We start from the raw sequence: 18859 nt of genomic DNA, 5'->3' as shown, positions 1-18859 counted from the left end.
CCTCGGTGCTTTCCAGGTTCCCGCTTCCGCGTTTCCCTTTCCGGCGCTTCCGACTCTATCAGAACCTTTCGGGCCTGACTCCCAGTCAGAGGGGGTTTGTCCTCCCGGCCGCTGGGCCGTTCCGACGTCTCAAACCTTAGCGGATCCTCCCGGTCAGCTCCTAATCGAGCTGCCGGACCCAAATCGAATTGAATTCGGGCGCGCCGAATTCAACCCCGCTGGGAGATCGTTCTAGTGGTTTGTGGTGCCGCTGATGCGGCGGAGGTGTCGTCGAAGAACCGTTACGGCTCCGCGGCAACCCGAAGAACTCTACGCATCGACCAGGGGGCTGTCAAGCGCCGTCTGTCAAGATCTTTTGTGGCGACATCAGTCCAGGTCGGTGAGGCGCCCGCCGGCGTCCGGCTGGGCGTCCTCCACGCGGCGCAGGAGGCGGGTGAGGACCTCGCCGAGTGCGGTGCGGTCCCTCTGTGACAGGTCCTGGAGCAGGTCCTCCTCGAAGACCGTGGCGAGGCGCATCGCCTCCAGCCACTTCTCCCGGCCCTCCGCGGTGAGCTCGACGATCACGCGGACGCGGTTGGACTCGTCGCGCTCCCTGGTGACCAGTCCCTCGGTGACCATGCGGTCGATCCGGTGGGTCATCGCGGCCGGCGTCAGGCCGAGGCGCTTGGCGAGGTCGCTAGGACCCAGGCGGTAGGGGGCGCCGGAGAGGACGAGGGCCTTGAGGACCTCCCATTCGGCGTTGCTGATGCCGAGGGCGGCGGTCTGGCGGCCGTAGGCGACGTTCATACGGCGGTTCAGGCGGGACAGTGCCGAGACGATCTTCTCGACCTGGGGGTCGAGGTCCTGGAACTCGCGCTGGTAGGCGGCGATCTGCTCTTCGAGGGTCGGCTCGCCGAGGCCGCCGGGGGTGTCGCCCATGGGGCGAAGTATGGCACGGGCTTGCTTGGCGTTGAAGTCCTTCGCTGTGTACTCTTTAGCTTCGAACTTTAGCTTTGAAGTCTTCAGTCCTAACTACTGAGGACCACCAACTATCTCGAGAGAGGTGAACGTGACCAGGGCGAAGGGCGCTGCGATGCGCCGGATCCACGTGGGCAACGCACTCAGCGCGTTCGGGCTCGGCTTCACCGTCCCCTATCTGTACGTCTACGTGGCGCAGGTGCGGGGGCTGGGTGCCATGACGGCAGGGCTCGTCCTCGCCGTCTTCGCCGTGGCTGCGCTGATCGTGCTTCCGTTCGCCGGGCGGGCCATCGTCCGGCGAGGCCCGCTGCCGGTGCTGCTCGCCGCTCTGGTCACCGCCGCCCTGGGGTCGCTGAGCCTGGGGCTCGCGAGCAACGCGACGACCGTGTTGCTCTCGGCGGGCGCGCTCGGGGCCGGGCAGGCCGTGATGCAGCCCGCGCTGGCGACGATGATCGTGGACTGCTCGACGGCCGACACGCGCTCGCGGGCCTTCGCGACGCAGTTCTTCCTGCAGAACCTGGGGCTCGGCGTCGGCGGGCTCATCGGCGGTCATCTCGTCGACACCACGCAGGTCTCGTCCTTCACCCTGCTGTTCGCGATCGAGGCGGCGATGTTCCTGCTGCTGGTCGTGGTGATGGCCGGCGTGCGGATGCCGCACTCGCCGCGGTTCGAGGACGCGCCGGGCCAGTCGCGTTCGGGCCGGGGCAGCTGGAAGCAGCTGATGGGCAACCGGGCCATGGTGCAGCTGTGCGTGCTGGGTTTCGTGCTGTTCTTCGCCTGTTACGGGCAGTTCGAGTCGGGGCTGAGCGCGTACGGCGTGGAAGCCGCCGGGATCTCGACGTCCGCCCTCGGTACGGCGCTGGCCGCGAACACCGCGATGATCGTGATCGCGCAGTTCGCCGTACTGAAGTTCGTGGAGCGCCGCAGGCGGTCGCGGGTGATCGCGGCCGTGGGGCTGATCTGGGCCGTGGCGTGGGTCGTGGCGGGGTACGCGGGGCTCGGGCAGGGCAGCAAGGAGATGGCCACGGCCGCGTTCGTGTCGACGTATGCGCTGTTCGGGCTGGGTGAGGCGATGTTGTCGCCGACGGTCGCGCCGCTGGTCGCGGATCTTGCGCCGGAGGGGATGGCGGGGCAGTACAACTCCGCGTTCGCGCTGGTGAAGCAGCTTGCGTTGGCGGTGGGGCCGGCGGTGGGCGGGCCCATGGGGGCGTCGCTGCACGCCCCGTACATCGTGACGTTCCTGCTTTTCTCGCTGGGGATCTCGGTTCTGGCGGTGCGGCTGGGGCGTCAGCTGACGGCCGCGCAGGATCAGCCGTGGTCGGTGAAGAGCCGGGTGGTGGCCCAGGGCGGCCCGACTCCGGCGGACCAGGCCCGGGCACGCGCCTGAGCCGGGCAGGGCCGGCTCACTTCGCGATCCTCGGCAGCCCGAACTCGCACCACACCGCCTTTCCGCCCCCCGGTGTCCGACGGGATCCCCACGCCGAGGCGATCGTCGCCACGATGGCGATGCCCCGGCCGGACTCGTCGCCGGGTTCGGCTCGGCGGCGGCGAGGGAGGTGGTCGTCGCCGTCGGTGACCTCGACGATCAGGCGGCGGTCGGTGCGGCGCAGCCGCAGTCGCATCGGTGGTGTCCCGTGCTGCAGGGAGTTCGCGACCAGCTCGCTCACGGCCAGGACGCCCAGGTCGTGCAGTTCCACGGGGAACCGCCAGCTGGTCAGGACGCCGGAGGCGAACGCACGCGCGCGTGGGGCCGCTTCCACGCCGCCGAGGAGCTCCAGGGCGGCGTTGCGGAACAGCTCGCTGTCGGGGCCGGTGCGGGCGGGGTGCTGAAGGACCAGGACGGCCACGTCGTCGTCGTGGTCCGCCGTCACCCCGGCTGAACGGACCAGGCGGTCGCACACCACCTGGGGTGTGCCCGTCGCGCCGGACAGGGCTCGCTCCAGCGCGGCGATGCCCTCGTCCAGGTCCTCGTTCCGGCGTTCCACCAGACCGTCCGTGTAGAGGACGGCCGTGGAGCCGGGCCCCAGGGCGATCGAGCCCGAGGCGTGCATCCAGCCGCCGGTGCCGAGGGGCGGGCCGGTCGGTTCGTCGGCGCGCTGGACCACGCCGCTCTCGTCGCGGACCAGGATGGGCAGGTGGCCGGCCGAGGCGTACACCAGCCGGCCCTCGTTCGGGTCGTGGATGGCGTACACGCAGGTGGCGATCTGGTTGGCGTCGATCTCCATCGCGAGGCCGTCCAGGAGCTGGAGGACCTCGTGCGGGGGGAGGTCGAGGCGGGCGTAGGCCCTGACCGCCGTACGGAGTTGACCCATGATCGCCGCCGCGCGCACTCCACGGCCCATCACGTCGCCGATCACGAGGGCCGTGCGGCCGCCGCCGAGGGTGATGACGTCGTACCAGTCGCCGCCGACCGCGGCCTCCGTGCCTCCTGGGTGGTAGGTGGCGGCTACGCGGAGGTCGTCCGGTTCCTCGAGTTCCTGCGGGAGCAGGGAGCGCTGGAGGGTGACGGCGGTCTCGCGCTGGCGGCGTTCGCTGGCTCTGAGGCGTTCGGCTGCTTCGGCGTGGTCGGTGACGTCCGTGGCGAACACGAGGACGGCGGCGCCACCGTCGCCTGCGGTCACCGGGGTGCAGGTGAAGGTGTACGAGCGGCCGTCGGGGGCCTTGCGGGATTTGACCGTGCGTGGCTTGCCGCTGCGCAGGACCTGGTCCAGGAGCGGGAACAGGCCGAGCTCGTCGAGTTCCGGGAGGGCCTCGCGGGCCGGGGCGCCGGGGGAGCGGGGGCCGAAGGCAGTGACGTAGGCGTCGTTGACGTAGGCGAGGCGGTGGTCGCGGCCGTGGACGAGGGCGACGAGGGCGGGGACGCGGTCGAGGACCTCGCGCACCGGGAGTTCGTCGACTGCGGGGACGGGCGGTGCGTCGTCGGTGAGTTGCTCGGCGCGGGCCGCGGGTACCGAGCCCGTGCCGTCCGACCGCAGGTCCGCGGTGACCGGGCGGTCGGTCCGCGCTGCGGTGCGGCGCTGCGTTCCGGGGAGCCGGGCGCTCCAGCGCGTGAAGTTCACGAATCCTTGCCTCGTGTCGTCGTCTGCGGCGTTCTCGGCCGGCTCCGGACCCGGTCGGGGGTCTGAGGGGTGGCGCCCCGGGATTGCAGCACTGTGGGGAGAGCCTCGCGGTGTCGGAGGGCGGGGTTCTGTCCGTCCAAGGTCGGGGACCAGTCTGGCAGGGCAGCCGCCCGGGGCGGCATCCGTCAGACGCCTACCCCACGGCTGGAGTTCCTGGGTCCGGTCAGGACGACCCCTTCGGGTCGTTCGTCGGGTCCTGAGGATGCTTTCCACCGGCCGCGAGTTCGAACTCCGCTCGGGGATGTTCGAGGGATCCGAGGGAGACGATCTCCCTTTTGAAGAGTCCGGACAAGGTCCATTCCGCGAGGACGCGGGCCTTGCGGTTGAAGGTGGGCACCCTGCTGAGGTGGTAGACGCGGTGCATGAACCAGGCAGGGTAGCCCTTCAGCTTGCGTCCGTAGACGTGCGCGACACCTTTGTGCAGCCCCAGGGAGGCGACCGAGCCGACGTACTTGTGGGAGTACGTCTCCAGGGGCTCGCCCCGCAGACCGTGCGCGATGTTGTCGCCGAGGAGCTTCGCCTGGCGGAGCGCGTGCTGGGCGTTGGGGGCCGTCTCCTTGCCGGGTTCCTCGGAGGTGACGTCGGGGACGGCGGCGGCGTCTCCGGCCGCCCACGCGTGCGTGGTGCCCTCGATGGTGAGCTCGGGGGTGCATTTCAGCCGACCGCGGTCGTTCAGCGGGAGGTCGGTGGCGGCGAGGAGCGGGTGGGGTTTGACGCCGGCCGTCCAGACGACCGTACGGGTGGGGAAACGGGCGCCGTCACTGAGGACGGCGACGCGGTCCGCGCAGGATTCCAGGCGGGTGTTCAGGCGTACGTCGATGTTGCGGCGGCGCAGTTCGGTGACGGTGTAGCGGCCCATCTCCTCGCCGACCTCGGGCAGGATGCGGCCCGAGGCCTCGACGAGGATCCACTTCATGTCCTCGGGCTGGACGTTGTGGTAGTAGCGGGCGGTGTAACGGGCCATGTCCTCCAGCTCGCCGAGCGCCTCGACGCCGGCGTAGCCGCCGCCCACGAAGACGAAGGTCAGAGCCGCGTCACGGACGGCCGGGTCGCGGGTGGAGGAGGCGATGTCCATCTGCTCGATGACGTGGTTGCGCAGGCCGATGGCCTCCTCGACGGTCTTGAAGCCGATGCCGTGCTCGGCGAGACCGGGGACGGGCAGGGTGCGCGAGATCGAGCCGGGGGCGAGGACCAGTTCGTCGTACGTCAGCTGCTGTGCGCCGGTGCCCTCCTCCTCGGTGGCGAGTGTGGAAAGGGCTGCGGTGCGCTTGGCGTGGTCGATCGAGGTGACCTCGCCGACGACGACGTCGCAGCGGTCGAGGACGCGGCGCAGCGGGACGACGACATGGCGGGGGGAGATGGAGCCGGCGGCCGCCTCGGGGAGGAACGGCTGGTAGGTCATGTACGGGTCAGGCGTGACCACGGTGATCTGCACATCGCCCTGCGCGAGTTCCCGTTTCAGCTTTCGCTGGAGACGCAGGGCCGTGTACATCCCGACGTAGCCGCCGCCGACAACGAGAATGCGCGCACGTTCCTTCACCATCCCATGACGCACCGGGCGCTTGCGTTTGTCCACAGGCTCGACAATTTGTGTGACCGCGAGCCGGGGGCGCGCGGGGTTGGCCGAATCGCCGGGGTGCGGGGAAGGACCGCAGGTCAGCGGGTGTGCATCGAGCGTCGGGAGGGGGCGCAATCGGGACGAATACGCCCCGTACTCCGATCGGGGGGTCCCGCGTGCGGAACGTGCCCCTTCTGAATTGACCCCCACTCAACTATGTTCGTGTGACGACGGGGTGTAGGGGGATGCGCCTTCGGGTCCGCTCCGAGCGGGTCCGTGAACCGGGTTTGTTCCGCTCGCTCCGGCTTTCGATGACGGGGAGTGTCTCCGGGGGGAGACGTCATTACCGGGGGATCGCTTATGCATGTTCAGGACTCTCATTGGTCGTCCGCGTCCGCCATCGCACCCGGTGGCGGGGCGATGGGCGGAGTGATGAGCTCAGCGATGGGCTCAGCGATGAGCGCGGCAGGCAACGGACGCGCGGACAATGCGCGCACGACGCCGCTGCGCGTGGACGCACAGCGCAATCTGGAGCACGTACTGCGCGCGGCGCGCGAGGTCTTCGGCGAGCTGGGGTACGGCGCGCCGATGGAGGACGTGGCGCGGCGCGCGCGGGTCGGCGTCGGCACGGTGTACCGGCGCTTCCCGAGCAAGGACGTCCTGGTGCGGCGGATAGCCGAGGAGGAGACCTCCCGGCTGACCGACCAGGCGCGTGCGGCGCTCGGTCAGGAGGACGAGCCGTGGTCGGCGCTGTCGCGCTTCCTGCGGACGTCGGTGGCCTCGGGCGCCGGGCGACTGCTGCCGCCGCAGGTGCTGCGGGTCGGTGTGGCGGACGAGGGCGCTCCGGACGGGGCGCGGGTGCCGCAGCAGCGGACGCAGCCGGGTGCCGGCGAGCTGCGGCTGGTGCCGGGTGACTCCCCGGTGCTCTCCGCGGACGACGACACGGGGGCGGCGGCGCTGCTGGAGGTCGTGGGCCAGCTCGTGGACCGGGCGCGTGCGGCGGGTGAGCTGCGGCCCGACGTGTCGGTGTCGGACGTACTGCTGGTGATCGCCACGGCGGCGCCTTCGCTGCCGGATGCCGCGCAGCAGGCAGCGGCCTCGGCACGGCTGTTGGACATCCTGTTGGAGGGGTTGCGCTCGCGGCCGATGTGAGGACGTCACCCTGCGGTGGCCGGTGACTCGAAAAGGTGACGGTGAGGCGTGGGTGCTGTGTCGCCCTCGCCTCGATCACCGTCCGGGAGCGTGCCGGGCTTTTCGGTCAGGCGTTCTCAACATCCGTCGTGGGTACGTCAGTTGCGTCTTCGCCGCGCGGGCGAGGGCTCATACTGCACTGCGGTGAGTCCCCGCGGACGAGTGGACGGTCCGTACGCCGGGGTCCTGAACAAAAGCCAATATGGCACGCTGACCCAGTGTGCGGGACTGGTAGGGCCGGCGGCGGGGGCTTTCCGCGATGAGCTTTGACGGGCGCGACGAGTCACTCGGTGACGACGACGCGGAGTCCGGCGGCGCGGCCTCGCCGCATGTTCCCCTCCAGGGGGGCCGGGCCGTCATCCCGGCGCAGGGCGGCGAACCCGTCGATGGCAACGTGCCGGCGCAGCGCGACCGGCGCGAGGACAGCGGCATCCTGCCGTCGCCCAGGGAACTGCCGCAGTCCGACGCCGACCTGATCGAGCGCATGCGATCGGGCGACGACACCGCCTACGAGGCGCTCTACCGGCGCCACGCGGCCGCGGTGCGCCGATACGCCCGCACCTGCTGCCGCGACGGCCACACCGCCGACGACCTCACGGCCGAGGTCTTCGCCCGCATGCTCCAGGCGGTGCGCGGCGGCTCCGGTCCCGAGCACGCCGTGCGCGCGTATCTGCTCACCACCGTCCGACGGGTCGCCGCGAACTGGACGAAGTCCGCGAAGCGGGAGCACCTGGTCGACGACTTCGCGGTGTTCGCCGCGCAGTCCGCGCGCGCGTGCGAGGTGTCCGACGACGACGCACTCGACCTGGGCGCCGATGTGCGGGCGATGCACGAGGCCGAGCAGTCGATGGCCATGCGGGCCTTCCAGTCGCTGCCCGAGCGGTGGCAGGCCGTGCTGTGGCACACCGAGGTCGAGGACGAGTCGCCGAGCGAGGTCGCCACACTCTTCGGGCTCGACGCCAACGGCACCCGCGTGCTCGCCAGCCGGGCCCGCGAGGGCCTCAAGCAGGCCTACCTCCAGGCCCACGTCAGCGCCTCGCTCGTCAGTGACGAGGAGTGCGCGCGCCATGCCGACCGGCTCGGCGCGTACGCCCGCGGCGGACTGCGCACCCGGGCCGAACGGGGTCTGCGCAAGCACCTGGAGGAGTGCGCCAAGTGCCGACTGGCCGCGGGCCAGATCAAGGAAGTCGCCGGCGGTATCCCCGCCGTCGTACCGGTCGCGGTCATCGGCTGGTTCGGGGCCGCCGGGTACGCCAAGGCGGTCGGCTTCATCGTCGGCGGGGCCGGAGCGGGCGCGGCCGGCGCCGCGGGGGCCGCGGCGGCGGGCGGCGGCTCGTCCGGCGGGGCGGGCGCAGGGGGGGGCGCGGCCGCCTCCGAGGGACTGGGCGCGCCGGTGAAGGCCGCCCTCGCGGCCGGTGTGGCGACCGTGGCGGCCGCCGCGGTGGCGCTGGCGCTGATCGGTGACGACAGCCCGGCCAGGAAGCCGGACGCCAAGCCGCCCGCGTCCACGCCGGTGATCGAGCCCGCGAGGAACACGCCCGCCCCTCCGAAGAAGGAACCTCGGCCGGTGCCCCCGGTGCTCGCGGCGGCGCCCCTCCCGACTCCCACCCGGACGCCGACGCCCGCTCCCACCTCCACGCCCGACCCCGCGCCGAAACCCACCCCGACCTCGGCCCCGGTCCCGAGGTCTGAGGCGACGCCGACGCCCACGCCCACGTCCACCCCGACGCCCCCGCCCGCTCCGCCGCCGCCCGCCCCGGTCGTCTACCAGTGGAACGCGCTGTCGTACGACATCACCGGCGACGGCACCGAGCCCGAGATGCGGATCGGCGAGAGCAGTTGGGTGTGGCAGCGGTACGGCGTCTCGATCGCCGACAAGCGGTACGCGCACGACGTCACCGTGCACGGCCGCTCCTCCGTCACCATCGACCTCAACCGCAAGTGCTCCGCCTACGACGCGCTGGTCGGCGAAGACGACATGACCGCCGGGCTGGGCAAGGTCTACTTCTCGGTCCACGCCGACGGTGTCCAGCTGTGGAGATCCGGGATGGTCAAGGGCGGGGACGCGGCGGTGCCGGTCCACGTGAACCTCGCCGGGCGCAGGACCGTACGGCTGGTGGTCGAGCCGCACAGCCACCTCGACAACCTGGCGCTCGCGGACTGGGCGGAGTCGAAGTTCACCTGTTCCTAGGGGCTCGGGGCCTTAGCGGGCCCCGCCGACGAGGTTTTGTGCAGCGCCTCGCCGAGGTCGTCCAGCACGCCGTCCACGGTGAGGGACGCGCCCCTGGCGTGTTCCGTCTCGTACCGCTCGACACCCAGGGCGGCTCGGGCGGCGCACTGGGCCCGCTCGGCGGCGGCACGCTCCGGCATGGGGCGCGGATGGCCGCCGCGCCAGTGCTCGCCGGACGCGAACAGACGCACCGCGCGCGGGTGGTCGCCGAGCCGGGACAGCAGGTCCGCGGCACTGTCCATGACGGCCGCCACGACCGCGTCGGCGCACCGCTTCTCCACCGCCTCACGAAGGGTGACGAGCAGCTTCGGCAGCCCGTGCTCCGGGCCCGTCTCGGCGGCCGTCACCAGCGCGTCGACCAGGTCCAGCATCACCGTGAACTGTGGCGGCGGCGTGGCCCGCGCGGCGGCCTTGCCCGCCGCCTCGTGCATGCGGCGCGCGCGGGCGACGTCCTCGTCGTCCAGCGCGACCAGCGAACGCAGCAGCAGGACGAACGCCCGGGAGTCCGGCACGCCGTACCGGTCGGCGGCGGCACTCGCCTCGTCCAGCGCGGCGAGCGCGGCCGCACGTTCGCCCGCGCGGTAGGCGATCTCGGCGAGCCGCGCGAGGAGGAAAGGCGTCTCGGTGTGGGCACCCACCTCGTAGGCGAGCCGCAGCGCCTCCTCGTACTCCCCCTTGGCCTCCTCCAGGCGCCCGCGCGACATGGCCGTCTCCCCCGCCGCGCTGCACACCTGGGCCCACAGCCAGCGGTCGCCGACACGTCGGCTGAGCACCCGCAGTTCCGTGAGGTGGTCGTCCACGCCCTGCATGCCGCCCGGCGCGTCGACCACCATGTGGGTACGGAACATGAGGATGACGCCGATCTCCCAGTCGCCGCCGTGAGTACGGCAGTTGGCGATCGCGGTGTCCATGACGGGCCCCGCGTCCACCGGATCGCCCAGGAAGACGCCGGTCAGCGGCCAGGTGAGTCCCGGCATCCGGGCCGCCTCCGGGCCGCCCTTCTCGAAGAAGGCCCCCACCCGTCCGACGTACCGCCGCATCCGCTCGTCCGCCGGCCCGTACATCGACTCGGTGTCGGCGCCGAGGAAGAGGAGCAGCATCCGCAGCCGCATCCGCAGGGTGTGCAGGGGGTGGTGCGCCTCGCCGTCCGGGGCGGCGAGGAAGGTGTCGACAGGGTCGGGAGCGGGCAGGGCGGCCGGGAAGGCGGCCCGGTCGTCGCTGCCGGCGGTGTCCAGGGCCGCGCCGAGGCGCAGGACCTGCTCGCACCCGTCCATGCCCTCGTGGCGGTAGTTGCGCAGCCACCAGAACCAGCCCATGTCGAGGACGAGGGCGCCGGCCTCCTCCTCGGCGCCGGCTGTCAACGCACGGTGCAGGGCCGCGCGGATGTTGTCCAGCTCGGTCTCCAGGCGGGAGATCCAGGGCAGTTGCGCGGCGGAGCGCAGCAGTGGCTCGGCCTTCTCGACGAGCGCGCGCACCCATGCGCGGTGCCGGCGCTCGGCGTCGGCGCGCAGCCCGGGGGACTCCGCGGCGCGCTCCACGGCGTACTCGTGGATGGTCTCCAGCATGCGGTACCGCATGCCGTCACCGCCGGGGCGCTCGCACGGGGTGGCCACGATCAGGGACTTGTCGACGAGCGCCCCGAGCAGGTCCGCGACCGGGCCGGTGCACACGGCCTCCGCCGCGTCGAGCTCCCACCCGCCCGCGAACACCGACATCTCGCACAGCGCCATCCGCTCCTGCTCGTCGAGCAGGTCCCAGGACCAGTCGACGACCGCGCGCAGGGTCTGCTGGCGGGGCAGGACCGTGCGGCTTCCCGAGGTGAGGAGGCGGAAGCGGTCGTCCAGGCGGTCGGCGATCTGGCGGGGTGTGAGCAGCCGCAGCCGGGCCGCTGCCAGTTCGATGGCTAGCGGCAGTCCGTCGAGGCGGCGGCAGATCTCCGCGACCGGCTCCTGGTCGCCGGGCACGATGTCCGCGTCGGGACGGACGGCGGCCGCGCGCTCGGCGAAGAGACGGTGCGCCTGGTCGGGGCGGAGGGGCTCCACCGGGCGGACCGACTCGCCGGGGACGCCCAGGGGTTCGCGGCTGGTGGCGAGGACGGTGAGCCCGGGGCAGCGGGTGAGGAGGGTTTCGGCGAGGTCGGCGGCCGCGCCGATGACATGTTCGCAGTTGTCAAGAATCAGGAGTTGGCTGCGCGGGGCGCAGTACTCGATCAGCAGGGCGACCGGGTCGTCCTGCGGGGCCGTCAGTTCGTTGGTCATGAGCACGGTCTCGCGCAGACCGAGCGCGCTGACCACCGCACCCGGCACCGCCTCCGGCCGGTCGAGCGGGGCGAGCTCGACCAGCCACGCCTGCGGGAGCCCGGCGGCGGCTTCCTCGGCGAGACGGGTCTTTCCGGAGCCGCCCGGTCCGGTGAGGGTGACGAGACGGGCCCTGTGCAATTCGGAACGGATGGCGTCGAGTTCGGGTTCCCGGCCGACGAAGGATGTCAGACGGGGGCGGATGTTGCCGGTGCGCTCGGGTGGTTGGGGGCGGGGGGCGGCGGTCCCGGGTGCGGTGCGGCGTGCGGCGGTCTGGGGTGCGGCGGTGCGGGGTGCGGCGGCCCGGGGTACCGCGAGCAGTTCGGCATGCAGGGCACGGAGTTCGGGGCCGGGGTCGGTGCCGAGGCCGTCGGCGAGCGCGTGGCGTGCGGTGTCGTAGGCGGCGAGGGCGTCGGCGCCGCGGCCGGTGTCGCGCAGGGCGCGGAGGAGGAGGACGTGCAGCGGTTCGTCGTACGGATGCGCCGCGGTCAGTTCCGCCAGCTCCGGTACGACGTCCTGGGCGCGGCCGAGCAGCAGACGGGCCCCGATCCGGGCGCGGGTCGCCTCCAGGCGCAGCGCCTCCGGGCGGGTGGCCGCGGTGCGGTCGGCGAGGTCGGCGAGGGCGGGGCCGCGCCACAGCGCGAGGGCGGCGTCCAGGTGTCGGGTGGCGGAGGGGGCGTCGCCGTGGTTCAGGGCGGCGGTGCCCTGTCGTACCAGCCGCTCGAAGACGAAGAGGTCCACGTCCTGCTCGGTCGCCGCGAGTCGGTAGCCGCCGGGCTCGGAGCCGATGGCGTCCTTGCCGATGCCGGGGGTACGGCGGAGGCGGCCGACGAGGGCCTGGAGGGCGGCCGGGGCGTCCTGGGGCGGGGCGCCGGACCACACCTCGTCGATCAGGGTGTCCGGGGTGGCGACTCGGCCGGGGCGGAGGGCGAGGGCGGCGAGGAGGGCGCGGAGGCGGGGGCCGCCGAGGGGTACGACGGTGCCGCTCTCGTCCTCGGCCTGGGTGACGCCCAGGATTCTGTACCGCACCGGGTCATTGTCGCCGGGGTTGCTGTGCGGGGCACGGGGTTTCGGTCCGCGGGGGTTCTGGGGCACCCGGCGCCGACGCCGACGTCACTGGGGGCTCCGCCTCCAGACCCCGGCCTGTGCCCACCCACCACCCGACTCGGTTGGGTGAGAAGTGACCGCTCAGGGCATACGACTCGGTCGGCCGAGAGGCGAGCCTCAGGCCGCCCGACTCGGTGGGACCGGAACCAGCCCCGCAAGCCGCTGCCGCGCCACGGGCAGCGCGCCCGACTCGGTGGGACACGAAGTGCGCCCCAAACCACTCGCCCGGGAGGGACGCGCAGCCCGGCGCTACGGCGTGCCGCCCGCGGCGTGCCGGAGCGCGGCGTCCGTAGCGCGGCGTCCGTAGCGCGGAGCGCGGCGTCCCGGAGCCCGGCGTGCCGAGCGCGGCGTCCCGGAGCCCGGCGTCCCGGAGCCCGGCGTGCGAAGCGCGGCGTCCCGGAGCCCGGCGTGCGAAGCGCGGCGTCCCGGAGCCCGGCGTGCGAAGCCCGGCGTCCCGGAGCCCGGCGTGCGGAGCCCGGCGTCCCGGAGCCCGGCGTGCGGAGCCCGGCGTCCCGGAGCCCGGCGTGCCGAGCCCGGCGTCCCGGAGCCCGGCGTGCCGAGCGCGGCGTCCCGGAGCCCGGCGTGCGGAGCCCGGCGTGCCGAGCGGCACCTGGCGCCCCTCCATGCCCTATGCCAGCGCCGCCCCGCCGGAAGCCCCCGCCCCCAGCGCGCCCCGCTGCGGCCTGATCCCGGCCGGTACCGCACGCGCGCGTGCCGGGGTTCCTGTCCAGCAGGTGCCCCGGCGGGCGAGGAGGCGGCGGAGCCAGAGTTCCAGGGAGACCAGGTCGGCGAGGCCGTCGAGGGGCAGCGGCTCGCCCTCCGCCGCCGCGCGCAGCGCCTTGCGGACGACTCGGGCCTCGACCAGGCCCGCCTGGGCCAGCAGCGGTGTGCCGAAGAGGGCCATCAGGGAGTCCGCGGAGACCCGTAGACCGGTGCGGGCGGCTGCCGCCGATGAGGCGTGGGACGGGGCGCCCCAGCCGGGCGGGAGGTCGGCCACGCCGGCGCCCTCCAGGACCGTACGGAGGATCGCGGCCCGGGCGCCCGGCTGGACCCGCAGCGACTCCGGGAGGCCGCGGCAGGCGCGGACGACCTGGTTGTCGAGGAAGGGGGCGTGCAGGCGTTGGAAGCGGATCTCGGCGGCCTGTTCCAGGATGCGGAGGTCCGCCGCGCTGCGGGCGAGGGCCCCGCGCGCGCGGAAGTCGCCGGGGCGCTGGCCCGGGCCCACCCCGGAGCGGTGGGTCGCGCCCTGCAGGCGAACCGATACTTCAGCGAGCGCCTCGCCGGTGAGCCAGCGCGCCGCCGGGCCCGGTCTGGCCCAGGCGAGCGCGGACAGGGACGCCCCGACGGCACCTCCGGGTTCGTCGAAGCGGCGCTGCATGAGGCGGTCGGCGAGGACCTCGAGGCCGGTGCGGTACGGCGTACGGGCGAGGCGGCGGGCGGCGCCGTACACGCGCGCGGGGACCAGCACCGAACCGTCCGCCTTGGCGAGCGCGGCGACGGGGCGTACGAGGTGACGGCGTTTGCGGTCCATCAGGAGGTCCGCGAGGCGGGCCGGGTGGGCGTCGAGGACCTGGCGGGCGCCGTAGCCGGTGAAGTGGTCCGCGCTGCCGGCGGCGAGGCGGGCGCGGTGGCGGGCAGCCGTCACCAGGGACGGGCCGGGTTCGTCGGTCAGGGGGCCGTCCAGCTCGGCGTACGGGAGGGTCTCCTCGCCTCCGGTCACCACCACGTGGTGCAGGCGAGGGTTGGCCGCGAGCGTGCCCGCCCGCTCCAGCTCGGACTCGCGGCCGCCGACGGCCAGGTCGTTGAAGGTGACGGCCAGCAGCCGCTCCCCCGCGCCCGTGCCGTGCCCCAGCACGGTTCCCGGCATGCCCGGGAGGCCGGCGGCGAGCAGGGCCAGGGTCCCTGAAGCGGGTCCCCCGGACAGGTCGGCCCCGATGCCCGGAACGGGCATCCCGCGCGCGGCACGCCGTTCCGCGGGGCCCATACCGGGGACCGGCCCGGGGTCGATGTCGGCGCCGGGGACGTGTCGGGGAGCCGACAGACGCACGCGTACCGCCTCGACCAGCGCGTCCCGTACGGCGTCCACCGCCCTGTCCGGGTCGGCGATGGGCGCCGCCACCGCGAGGGAGGCGACCTGCTCGTAGCCGGCGATCTCACGCGCCCCGGTGCGCAGGATCAGCGCGTGCCCCGGCGGAATGCGCCGTACGCCGTCGTAGGGGGTGGAGTCGTGCAGCGCGGCCGGCACGTCGGGGGCGGCGAGCAACGCGGCGAGGTGCCCGTAGTCGAGGTTGGCCTCGATGAGGTCGGCGAGCGGGAGCGCGGCCGTCGCGTAGGCCGTGCCGCCGGCCCAGGGGGTGTGGAACACGGGCCGGGCGCCCGCCAGGTCGCCGCAGACGGTGATCCGGCGGCCCACCTGGACGACGGCCGTGTAACTGCCCGGCCAGGCCGTCAGATGCCGAAGTGCGCCTCCGCGCGCGGCGAACAGTCCGACCCGCAACTGTTCGTCCGTCGCCCCGCAGATGCCGAGGACCGCGATCCGGGTCTGCGCGTCGGCCTTCACGACCCGCACCTCGTCCGGGCGCCAGTCGCCGACCGCCCACAGCGGATCGGGGTCGCCCCACAACAGGTGGGAGCCCACCGGGTGCAAGGTCTCACCGTCGTGTCCCACCGCCCCCGCGGAGCCTGCCTCGACGGCCCTCGCGGCGGTGCTGCTCCATCCCACCAACCACCGCATCGACGCCTCCACAGGCTGTGGACAACCAGTGCACCGTACGAACTCGGCACCATGCTGCCATGAAGGAGGCGCACCGGAGAGGCGGTGGGGCCGCTTGTGCTCCCCGCAATGCGCCCCGGCGGAGACTCGCGCATCGCGTCGAACACCCGGGCGAACGGGAAGATCGAGGAGCGGCGGCTCGGTGATCGAGGACGTACGGCAGACTGGCTGCGACGCGAATGCGCCCCCGATACGCTCCCCCAGAACGCCCTGCGCGCCCTCAAGTTCCGTGGTGGGAGGGCTGATGCCCTCCATGGGGGAGGGTCGATTTTCGGCCAATTCGGCGTCAACAGAACGGCGTTGCCCACGCTCCGTACATGCTCCGCCCACCGCCCGGCGAACGCGCAGCCCGGGAGACGGAGTTCGCCCCCCGGGCCCTTCCGCCACCCGCGGGGATGTAGGCGGCGGTGTCCCCCAGCCCACTGGATCCAGTACAGCGGGCCGACCCACGCACCGCCCATCGAACCGCTCCCGCGATGGCCGGAGAAGAGCGCACGCGCAGGCGCACGGCCACACAGCGGGAGCACACCGCAACCGTCCGTCGCGGACCCGCACTTCAGTACGGACCACAATCCCGCCAACCGGAACAATGCCCCTTAACGCTTGGGATGCGGCGAACTACGCTGGGTTTACGAATGCCGCGTGGTTATGCCAGCGCGGCAGCCGTCTGTGTCGAGGGGTGGCGCAATGTCCAGGGAGCAACGCGGGCCGAACGAAAAACTCGGCGCCGTTCTCGCCCTCGCGGGAATCAGCAACGCAGGACTCGCGCGTCGCGTCAACGACCTTGGCGCTCAACGCGGGTTGACTCTTCGCTACGACAAGACCTCGGTGGCGCGCTGGGTATCGAAGGGCATGGTGCCACAGGGCGCTGCGCCGCACCTCATCGCCGCCGCCATAGGGCAGAAGCTCGGCCGCCCGGTGCCGCTCCACGAGATCGGCCTGGCGGACGCGGATCCCGCACCAGAAGTGGGCCTCGCCTTCCCCAGGGACGTCGGACAGGCGGTGCGCTCGGCGACGGAGCTGTACCGACTCGACCTCGCAGGACGCCGGGCCGGTTCCGGCGGCATCTGGCAGTCGCTGGCCGGATCGTTCGCAGTAAGCGCGTACGCAACGCCTGCCTCACGATGGCTGATAACCCCGGCCGACAGCTCGGTGGCGCGCGATGCGAACCCCGCGGAGGGCTCCGGCGCACCGCTCAAAGTCGGCCACAGCGATGTGCAGAAGCTGCGGGAGGCCGCGGAGGACGCCAGGCGCTGGGACTCCAAGTACGGAGGCGGCGACTGGCGTTCGTCGATGGTGCCCGAATGCCTGCGCGTGGAGGCGGCACCGCTGCTGCTCGGCTCGTATTCCGACGAGGTCGGCCGGGCCCTCTTCGGCGCCTCCGCCGAGCTCACCCGCCTCGCCGGCTGGATGGCCTTCGACACCGGCCAGCAGGAGGCCGCGCAGCGGTACTACATCCAGGCGCTGCGCCTGGCCCGCGCCGCGGCCGACGTCCCCCTCGGGGGGTACGTGCTGGCCTCCATGTCGTTGCAGGCGACCTACCGCGGCTTCGGCGACGAGGGCGTCGACCTCGCCCAGGCCGCCCTGGAACGCAACCGGGGCCTGGCGACCGCCCGCACCATGAGCTTCTTCCGGCTCGTCGAGGCACGCGCCCACGCGCGCGCGGGTGACGCCCAGGCGGCCGGTGCCGCGCTGCGCGCCGCCGAGGGCTGGCTGGAGCGGGCCCGGGACGGCGACAGCGATCCGTCCTGGCTGGGCTTCTACTCGTACGACCGTTTCGCCGCGGACGCCGCCGAGTGCTACCGCGACCTGAAGGCTCCGCGCCAGGTCCGCCGCTTCACCGAGCAGGCACTGTCGCAGCCGACGGAGGAGTTCGTACGCTCGCACGGCCTGCGTCTGGTGGTCTCGGCGGTCGCCGAGCTCGAGTCCGGCAATCTCGACGCGGCATGCGAGCAGGGCGTGCGGGCGGTGGAGGTCGCGGGGCGCATCTCCTCCGCGCGCACCACCGAGTACGTGAAAGACCTCCTGCACCGGTTGGAGCCTTACGGCGACGAACCACGCGTGGTCGAGCTGCGGGAGCGGGCACGGCCGCTCCTCATGACGCCGGCCTGAGCCCCGACTGCTCCGTCCGCCTCCCGGGTTTGAGCGCATTGTCAGTGGCGCAGTGCACTATCGAAGCCGGGAGGTGGTGCAGGTGGCGCGGCAGGTGCGGGAGATCGCGTACGACTGTGACGTGCTGGTGGTCGGCGGCGGGATCGTCGGCCTGTCGACGGCGTATGCGATCACGCATGCCGCGCCGGGCACGCGGGTGACGGTGCTGGAGAAGGAGGCCGGGCCCGCCCGCCACCAGACGGGGCGCAACAGCGGGGTGATCCACAGCGGGATCTACTACCGGCCCGGCACGCTCAAGGCACGGTATGCCGTGCGCGGCGCCGCCGAGATGATCAAGTTCTGCGCGGAGTACGACATCCCACACGCCGTCACCGGAAAGCTGATCGTCGCGACCGACCGGGCCGAGCTGCCGCGGCTGCACGCGCTCGTGCAGCGCGGCCGGGAGAACGGGATTCTGGTGCGGGAGCTGGGCGCCCCCCAGATCGCGGAGTACGAACCGGAGGTGCGCGGGCTCGCCGCGATACACGTCGGGACGACGGGTGTGTGCGACTTCGGCGCGGTCGCGCGGCAGCTGGGCGAGGCGTCCGGGGCGGAGATCCGGTACGGGGCGCGGGTCGTACGGGTGGATCGGCGGCCCGAGTTCGGGGTGGCCGTTCGGACCGCGGGCGGGGACGTCGTGCGGGGGCGGGTGCTGGTGAACTGCGCCGGGCTGTACTGCGACGACGTCGCTCGGATGACCGGGGACGAGCCGGGGATGCGGATCGTGCCGTTCCGGGGGGAGTACTACTCGCTGGCGCGGCCCGCACTGGTGCGGGGGCTGGTGTATCCGGTGCCGGATCCGGCGTTCCCGTTCCTCGGGGTGCATCTCACGCGCGGGATCGACGGGGGTGTGCACGTCGGGCCCAACGCGGTGCCGGCGCTGGCTCGGGAGGGGTACGGGTGGGGTGTGGTGCGGCCGCGGGAGGTGGCCGGGACGCTCGGGTGGCCCGGTGTTTGGCGGATGGCTCGGCGGCATTGGCGGTACGGGGCGGGGGAGCTGCGGCGGTCCGTGTCGAAGCGGGCGTTCGTCGAGGCGGTGCGTCGGTTGTTGCCGGGGGTCGAGGAGGAGGACCTGGTGCCCGCGGCCGCGGGGGTGCGGGCGCAGGCGGTGCTTCGGGACGGTTCTCTGGTGGACGACTTCCTGATCCGGGAGGGGGCGCGGGCGGTGCACGTGCTGAACGCGCCCTCGCCTGCGGCGACGGCTTCCCTGCCGGTGGGCCGGGAGGTGGCTCGGCGAGCGTTGACCGCGCTGAGGTCTGCGTGACGGGTGCCCGGCGCTGGGGTGGCCGCCGGGTTGTTCTCCCGCCGGTGTGGTGGCCACCGGATTGTTCTCGCCCCCGCCCGCTGGGGTGGCCGCCGGGTTTTTCTCGCCCCCGCCGCTGTGGTGGTCGCCGTCCGCGAACGCCACCCCGTCCAGTTCTTCGGGGTCCCCCGGGTCTGGGAGAAGCTCGCCGCCGCCGTCAAGGCCGTCATCGC

11 protein-coding genes are annotated in these 18859 nt (G+C 73.1%); 6 read left to right on the top strand and 5 right to left on the bottom strand.

What is annotated here, in order from left to right:
* Nucleotides 1-366 precede the first annotated feature (366 nt).
* The gene (locus tag ACFWWR_RS45670) at nucleotides 367-918 is read right to left on the bottom strand and encodes a MarR family winged helix-turn-helix transcriptional regulator (RefSeq protein ID WP_383877190.1); all 552 of its coding nucleotides are present in this window, start codon (nucleotides 916-918) and stop codon (nucleotides 367-369) included.
* Between the two features lie 154 nt (nucleotides 919-1072).
* On the opposite strand from ACFWWR_RS45670, the gene ACFWWR_RS45665 reads away from it, so the two are divergent.
* Nucleotides 1073-2344 carry an MFS transporter gene (locus ACFWWR_RS45665; RefSeq protein ID WP_384310209.1) on the top strand — a complete coding sequence of 424 codons (1272 nt, stop codon included), beginning with the start codon at nucleotides 1073-1075 and terminating at the stop codon, nucleotides 2342-2344.
* Between the two features lie 16 nt (nucleotides 2345-2360).
* Here the strand turns inward: ACFWWR_RS45665 and ACFWWR_RS45660 are convergent, their stop codons facing one another.
* Together ACFWWR_RS45660 and ACFWWR_RS45655 are read right to left on the bottom strand one after the other, a co-directional pair.
* Nucleotides 2361-4016 carry a SpoIIE family protein phosphatase gene (locus ACFWWR_RS45660; protein WP_383877189.1) on the bottom strand — a complete coding sequence of 552 codons (1656 nt, stop codon included), beginning with the start codon at nucleotides 4014-4016 and terminating at the stop codon, nucleotides 2361-2363.
* Nucleotides 4017-4239: 223 nt separating this feature from the next.
* Nucleotides 4240-5619, bottom strand: coding sequence for an NAD(P)/FAD-dependent oxidoreductase (locus tag ACFWWR_RS45655; protein ID WP_383877187.1), 1380 nt, complete (start codon nucleotides 5617-5619; stop codon nucleotides 4240-4242).
* Nucleotides 5620-5994: 375 nt separating this feature from the next.
* On the opposite strand from ACFWWR_RS45655, the gene ACFWWR_RS45650 reads away from it, so the two are divergent.
* Both ACFWWR_RS45650 and ACFWWR_RS45645 read left to right on the top strand, forming a co-directional pair.
* On the top strand, nucleotides 5995-6786 hold the full coding sequence (locus ACFWWR_RS45650; protein WP_383877185.1) for a TetR/AcrR family transcriptional regulator: 792 nt from the start codon (nucleotides 5995-5997) through the stop codon (nucleotides 6784-6786).
* A gap of 298 nt (nucleotides 6787-7084) precedes the next feature.
* On the top strand, nucleotides 7085-9016 hold the full coding sequence (locus tag ACFWWR_RS45645; RefSeq protein ID WP_384310206.1) for a sigma-70 family RNA polymerase sigma factor: 1932 nt from the start codon (nucleotides 7085-7087) through the stop codon (nucleotides 9014-9016).
* Here the strand turns inward: ACFWWR_RS45645 and ACFWWR_RS45640 are convergent.
* Both ACFWWR_RS45640 and ACFWWR_RS45635 read right to left on the bottom strand, forming a co-directional pair.
* The gene (locus ACFWWR_RS45640) at nucleotides 9013-12381 is read right to left on the bottom strand and encodes a BTAD domain-containing putative transcriptional regulator (protein WP_384310204.1); all 3369 of its coding nucleotides are present in this window, start codon (nucleotides 12379-12381) and stop codon (nucleotides 9013-9015) included. The genes ACFWWR_RS45645 and ACFWWR_RS45640 overlap by 4 nt on opposite strands.
* 706 nt (nucleotides 12382-13087) lie before the next feature.
* Nucleotides 13088-15193 carry an asparagine synthase-related protein gene (locus ACFWWR_RS45635; protein WP_383877180.1) on the bottom strand — a complete coding sequence of 702 codons (2106 nt, stop codon included), beginning with the start codon at nucleotides 15191-15193 and terminating at the stop codon, nucleotides 13088-13090.
* A 726-nt stretch (nucleotides 15194-15919) separates the two neighbouring features.
* Here ACFWWR_RS45635 and ACFWWR_RS45630 point away from each other — a divergent pair.
* The 3 genes from ACFWWR_RS45630 to ACFWWR_RS45620 form a co-directional block, all read left to right on the top strand.
* Entirely contained in the window at nucleotides 15920-17344 is a 1425-nt protein-coding gene (locus ACFWWR_RS45630) for an MFS transporter (RefSeq protein WP_383877178.1), read from the top strand.
* Between the two features lie 52 nt (nucleotides 17345-17396).
* Nucleotides 17397-18647, top strand: a complete 1251-nt coding sequence (gene lhgO, locus ACFWWR_RS45625) for an L-2-hydroxyglutarate oxidase (protein ID WP_384310201.1) — start codon at nucleotides 17397-17399, stop codon at nucleotides 18645-18647.
* Nucleotides 18648-18650: 3 nt separating this feature from the next.
* The coding region (locus ACFWWR_RS45620; protein WP_384310199.1) for a hypothetical protein at nucleotides 18651-18859 on the top strand (209 nt) is incomplete at its 3' end.

Origin of the sequence: Streptomyces sp. NPDC058678 (assembly GCF_042714835.1) — a bacterium.
Taxonomy (GTDB): Bacteria; Actinomycetota; Actinomycetes; order Streptomycetales; family Streptomycetaceae; genus Streptomyces.
The sequence above is the reverse complement of the archived record's forward strand: the minus strand, read 5'-3'. Positions and strand labels throughout refer to the sequence as shown.

Bases quoted from the DNA above. Each gene is read 5' to 3' on its own strand.
- ACFWWR_RS45650 (WP_383877185.1), top strand. From the start codon at position 5,995: ATGCATGTTCAGGACTCTCATTGGTCGTCCGCGTCCGCCATCGCACCC.
- ACFWWR_RS45665 (WP_384310209.1), top strand. From the start codon at position 1,073: ATGCGCCGGATCCACGTGGGCAACGCACTCAGCGCGTTCGGGCTCGGC.
- ACFWWR_RS45655 (WP_383877187.1), bottom strand. From the start codon at position 5,619: ATGGTGAAGGAACGTGCGCGCATTCTCGTTGTCGGCGGCGGCTACGTC.
- ACFWWR_RS45645 (WP_384310206.1), top strand. From the start codon at position 7,085: ATGAGCTTTGACGGGCGCGACGAGTCACTCGGTGACGACGACGCGGAG.
- ACFWWR_RS45635 (WP_383877180.1), bottom strand. From the start codon at position 15,193: ATGCGGTGGTTGGTGGGATGGAGCAGCACCGCCGCGAGGGCCGTCGAG.
- ACFWWR_RS45670 (WP_383877190.1), bottom strand. From the start codon at position 918: ATGGGCGACACCCCCGGCGGCCTCGGCGAGCCGACCCTCGAAGAGCAG.
- ACFWWR_RS45630 (WP_383877178.1), top strand. From the start codon at position 15,920: ATGTCCAGGGAGCAACGCGGGCCGAACGAAAAACTCGGCGCCGTTCTC.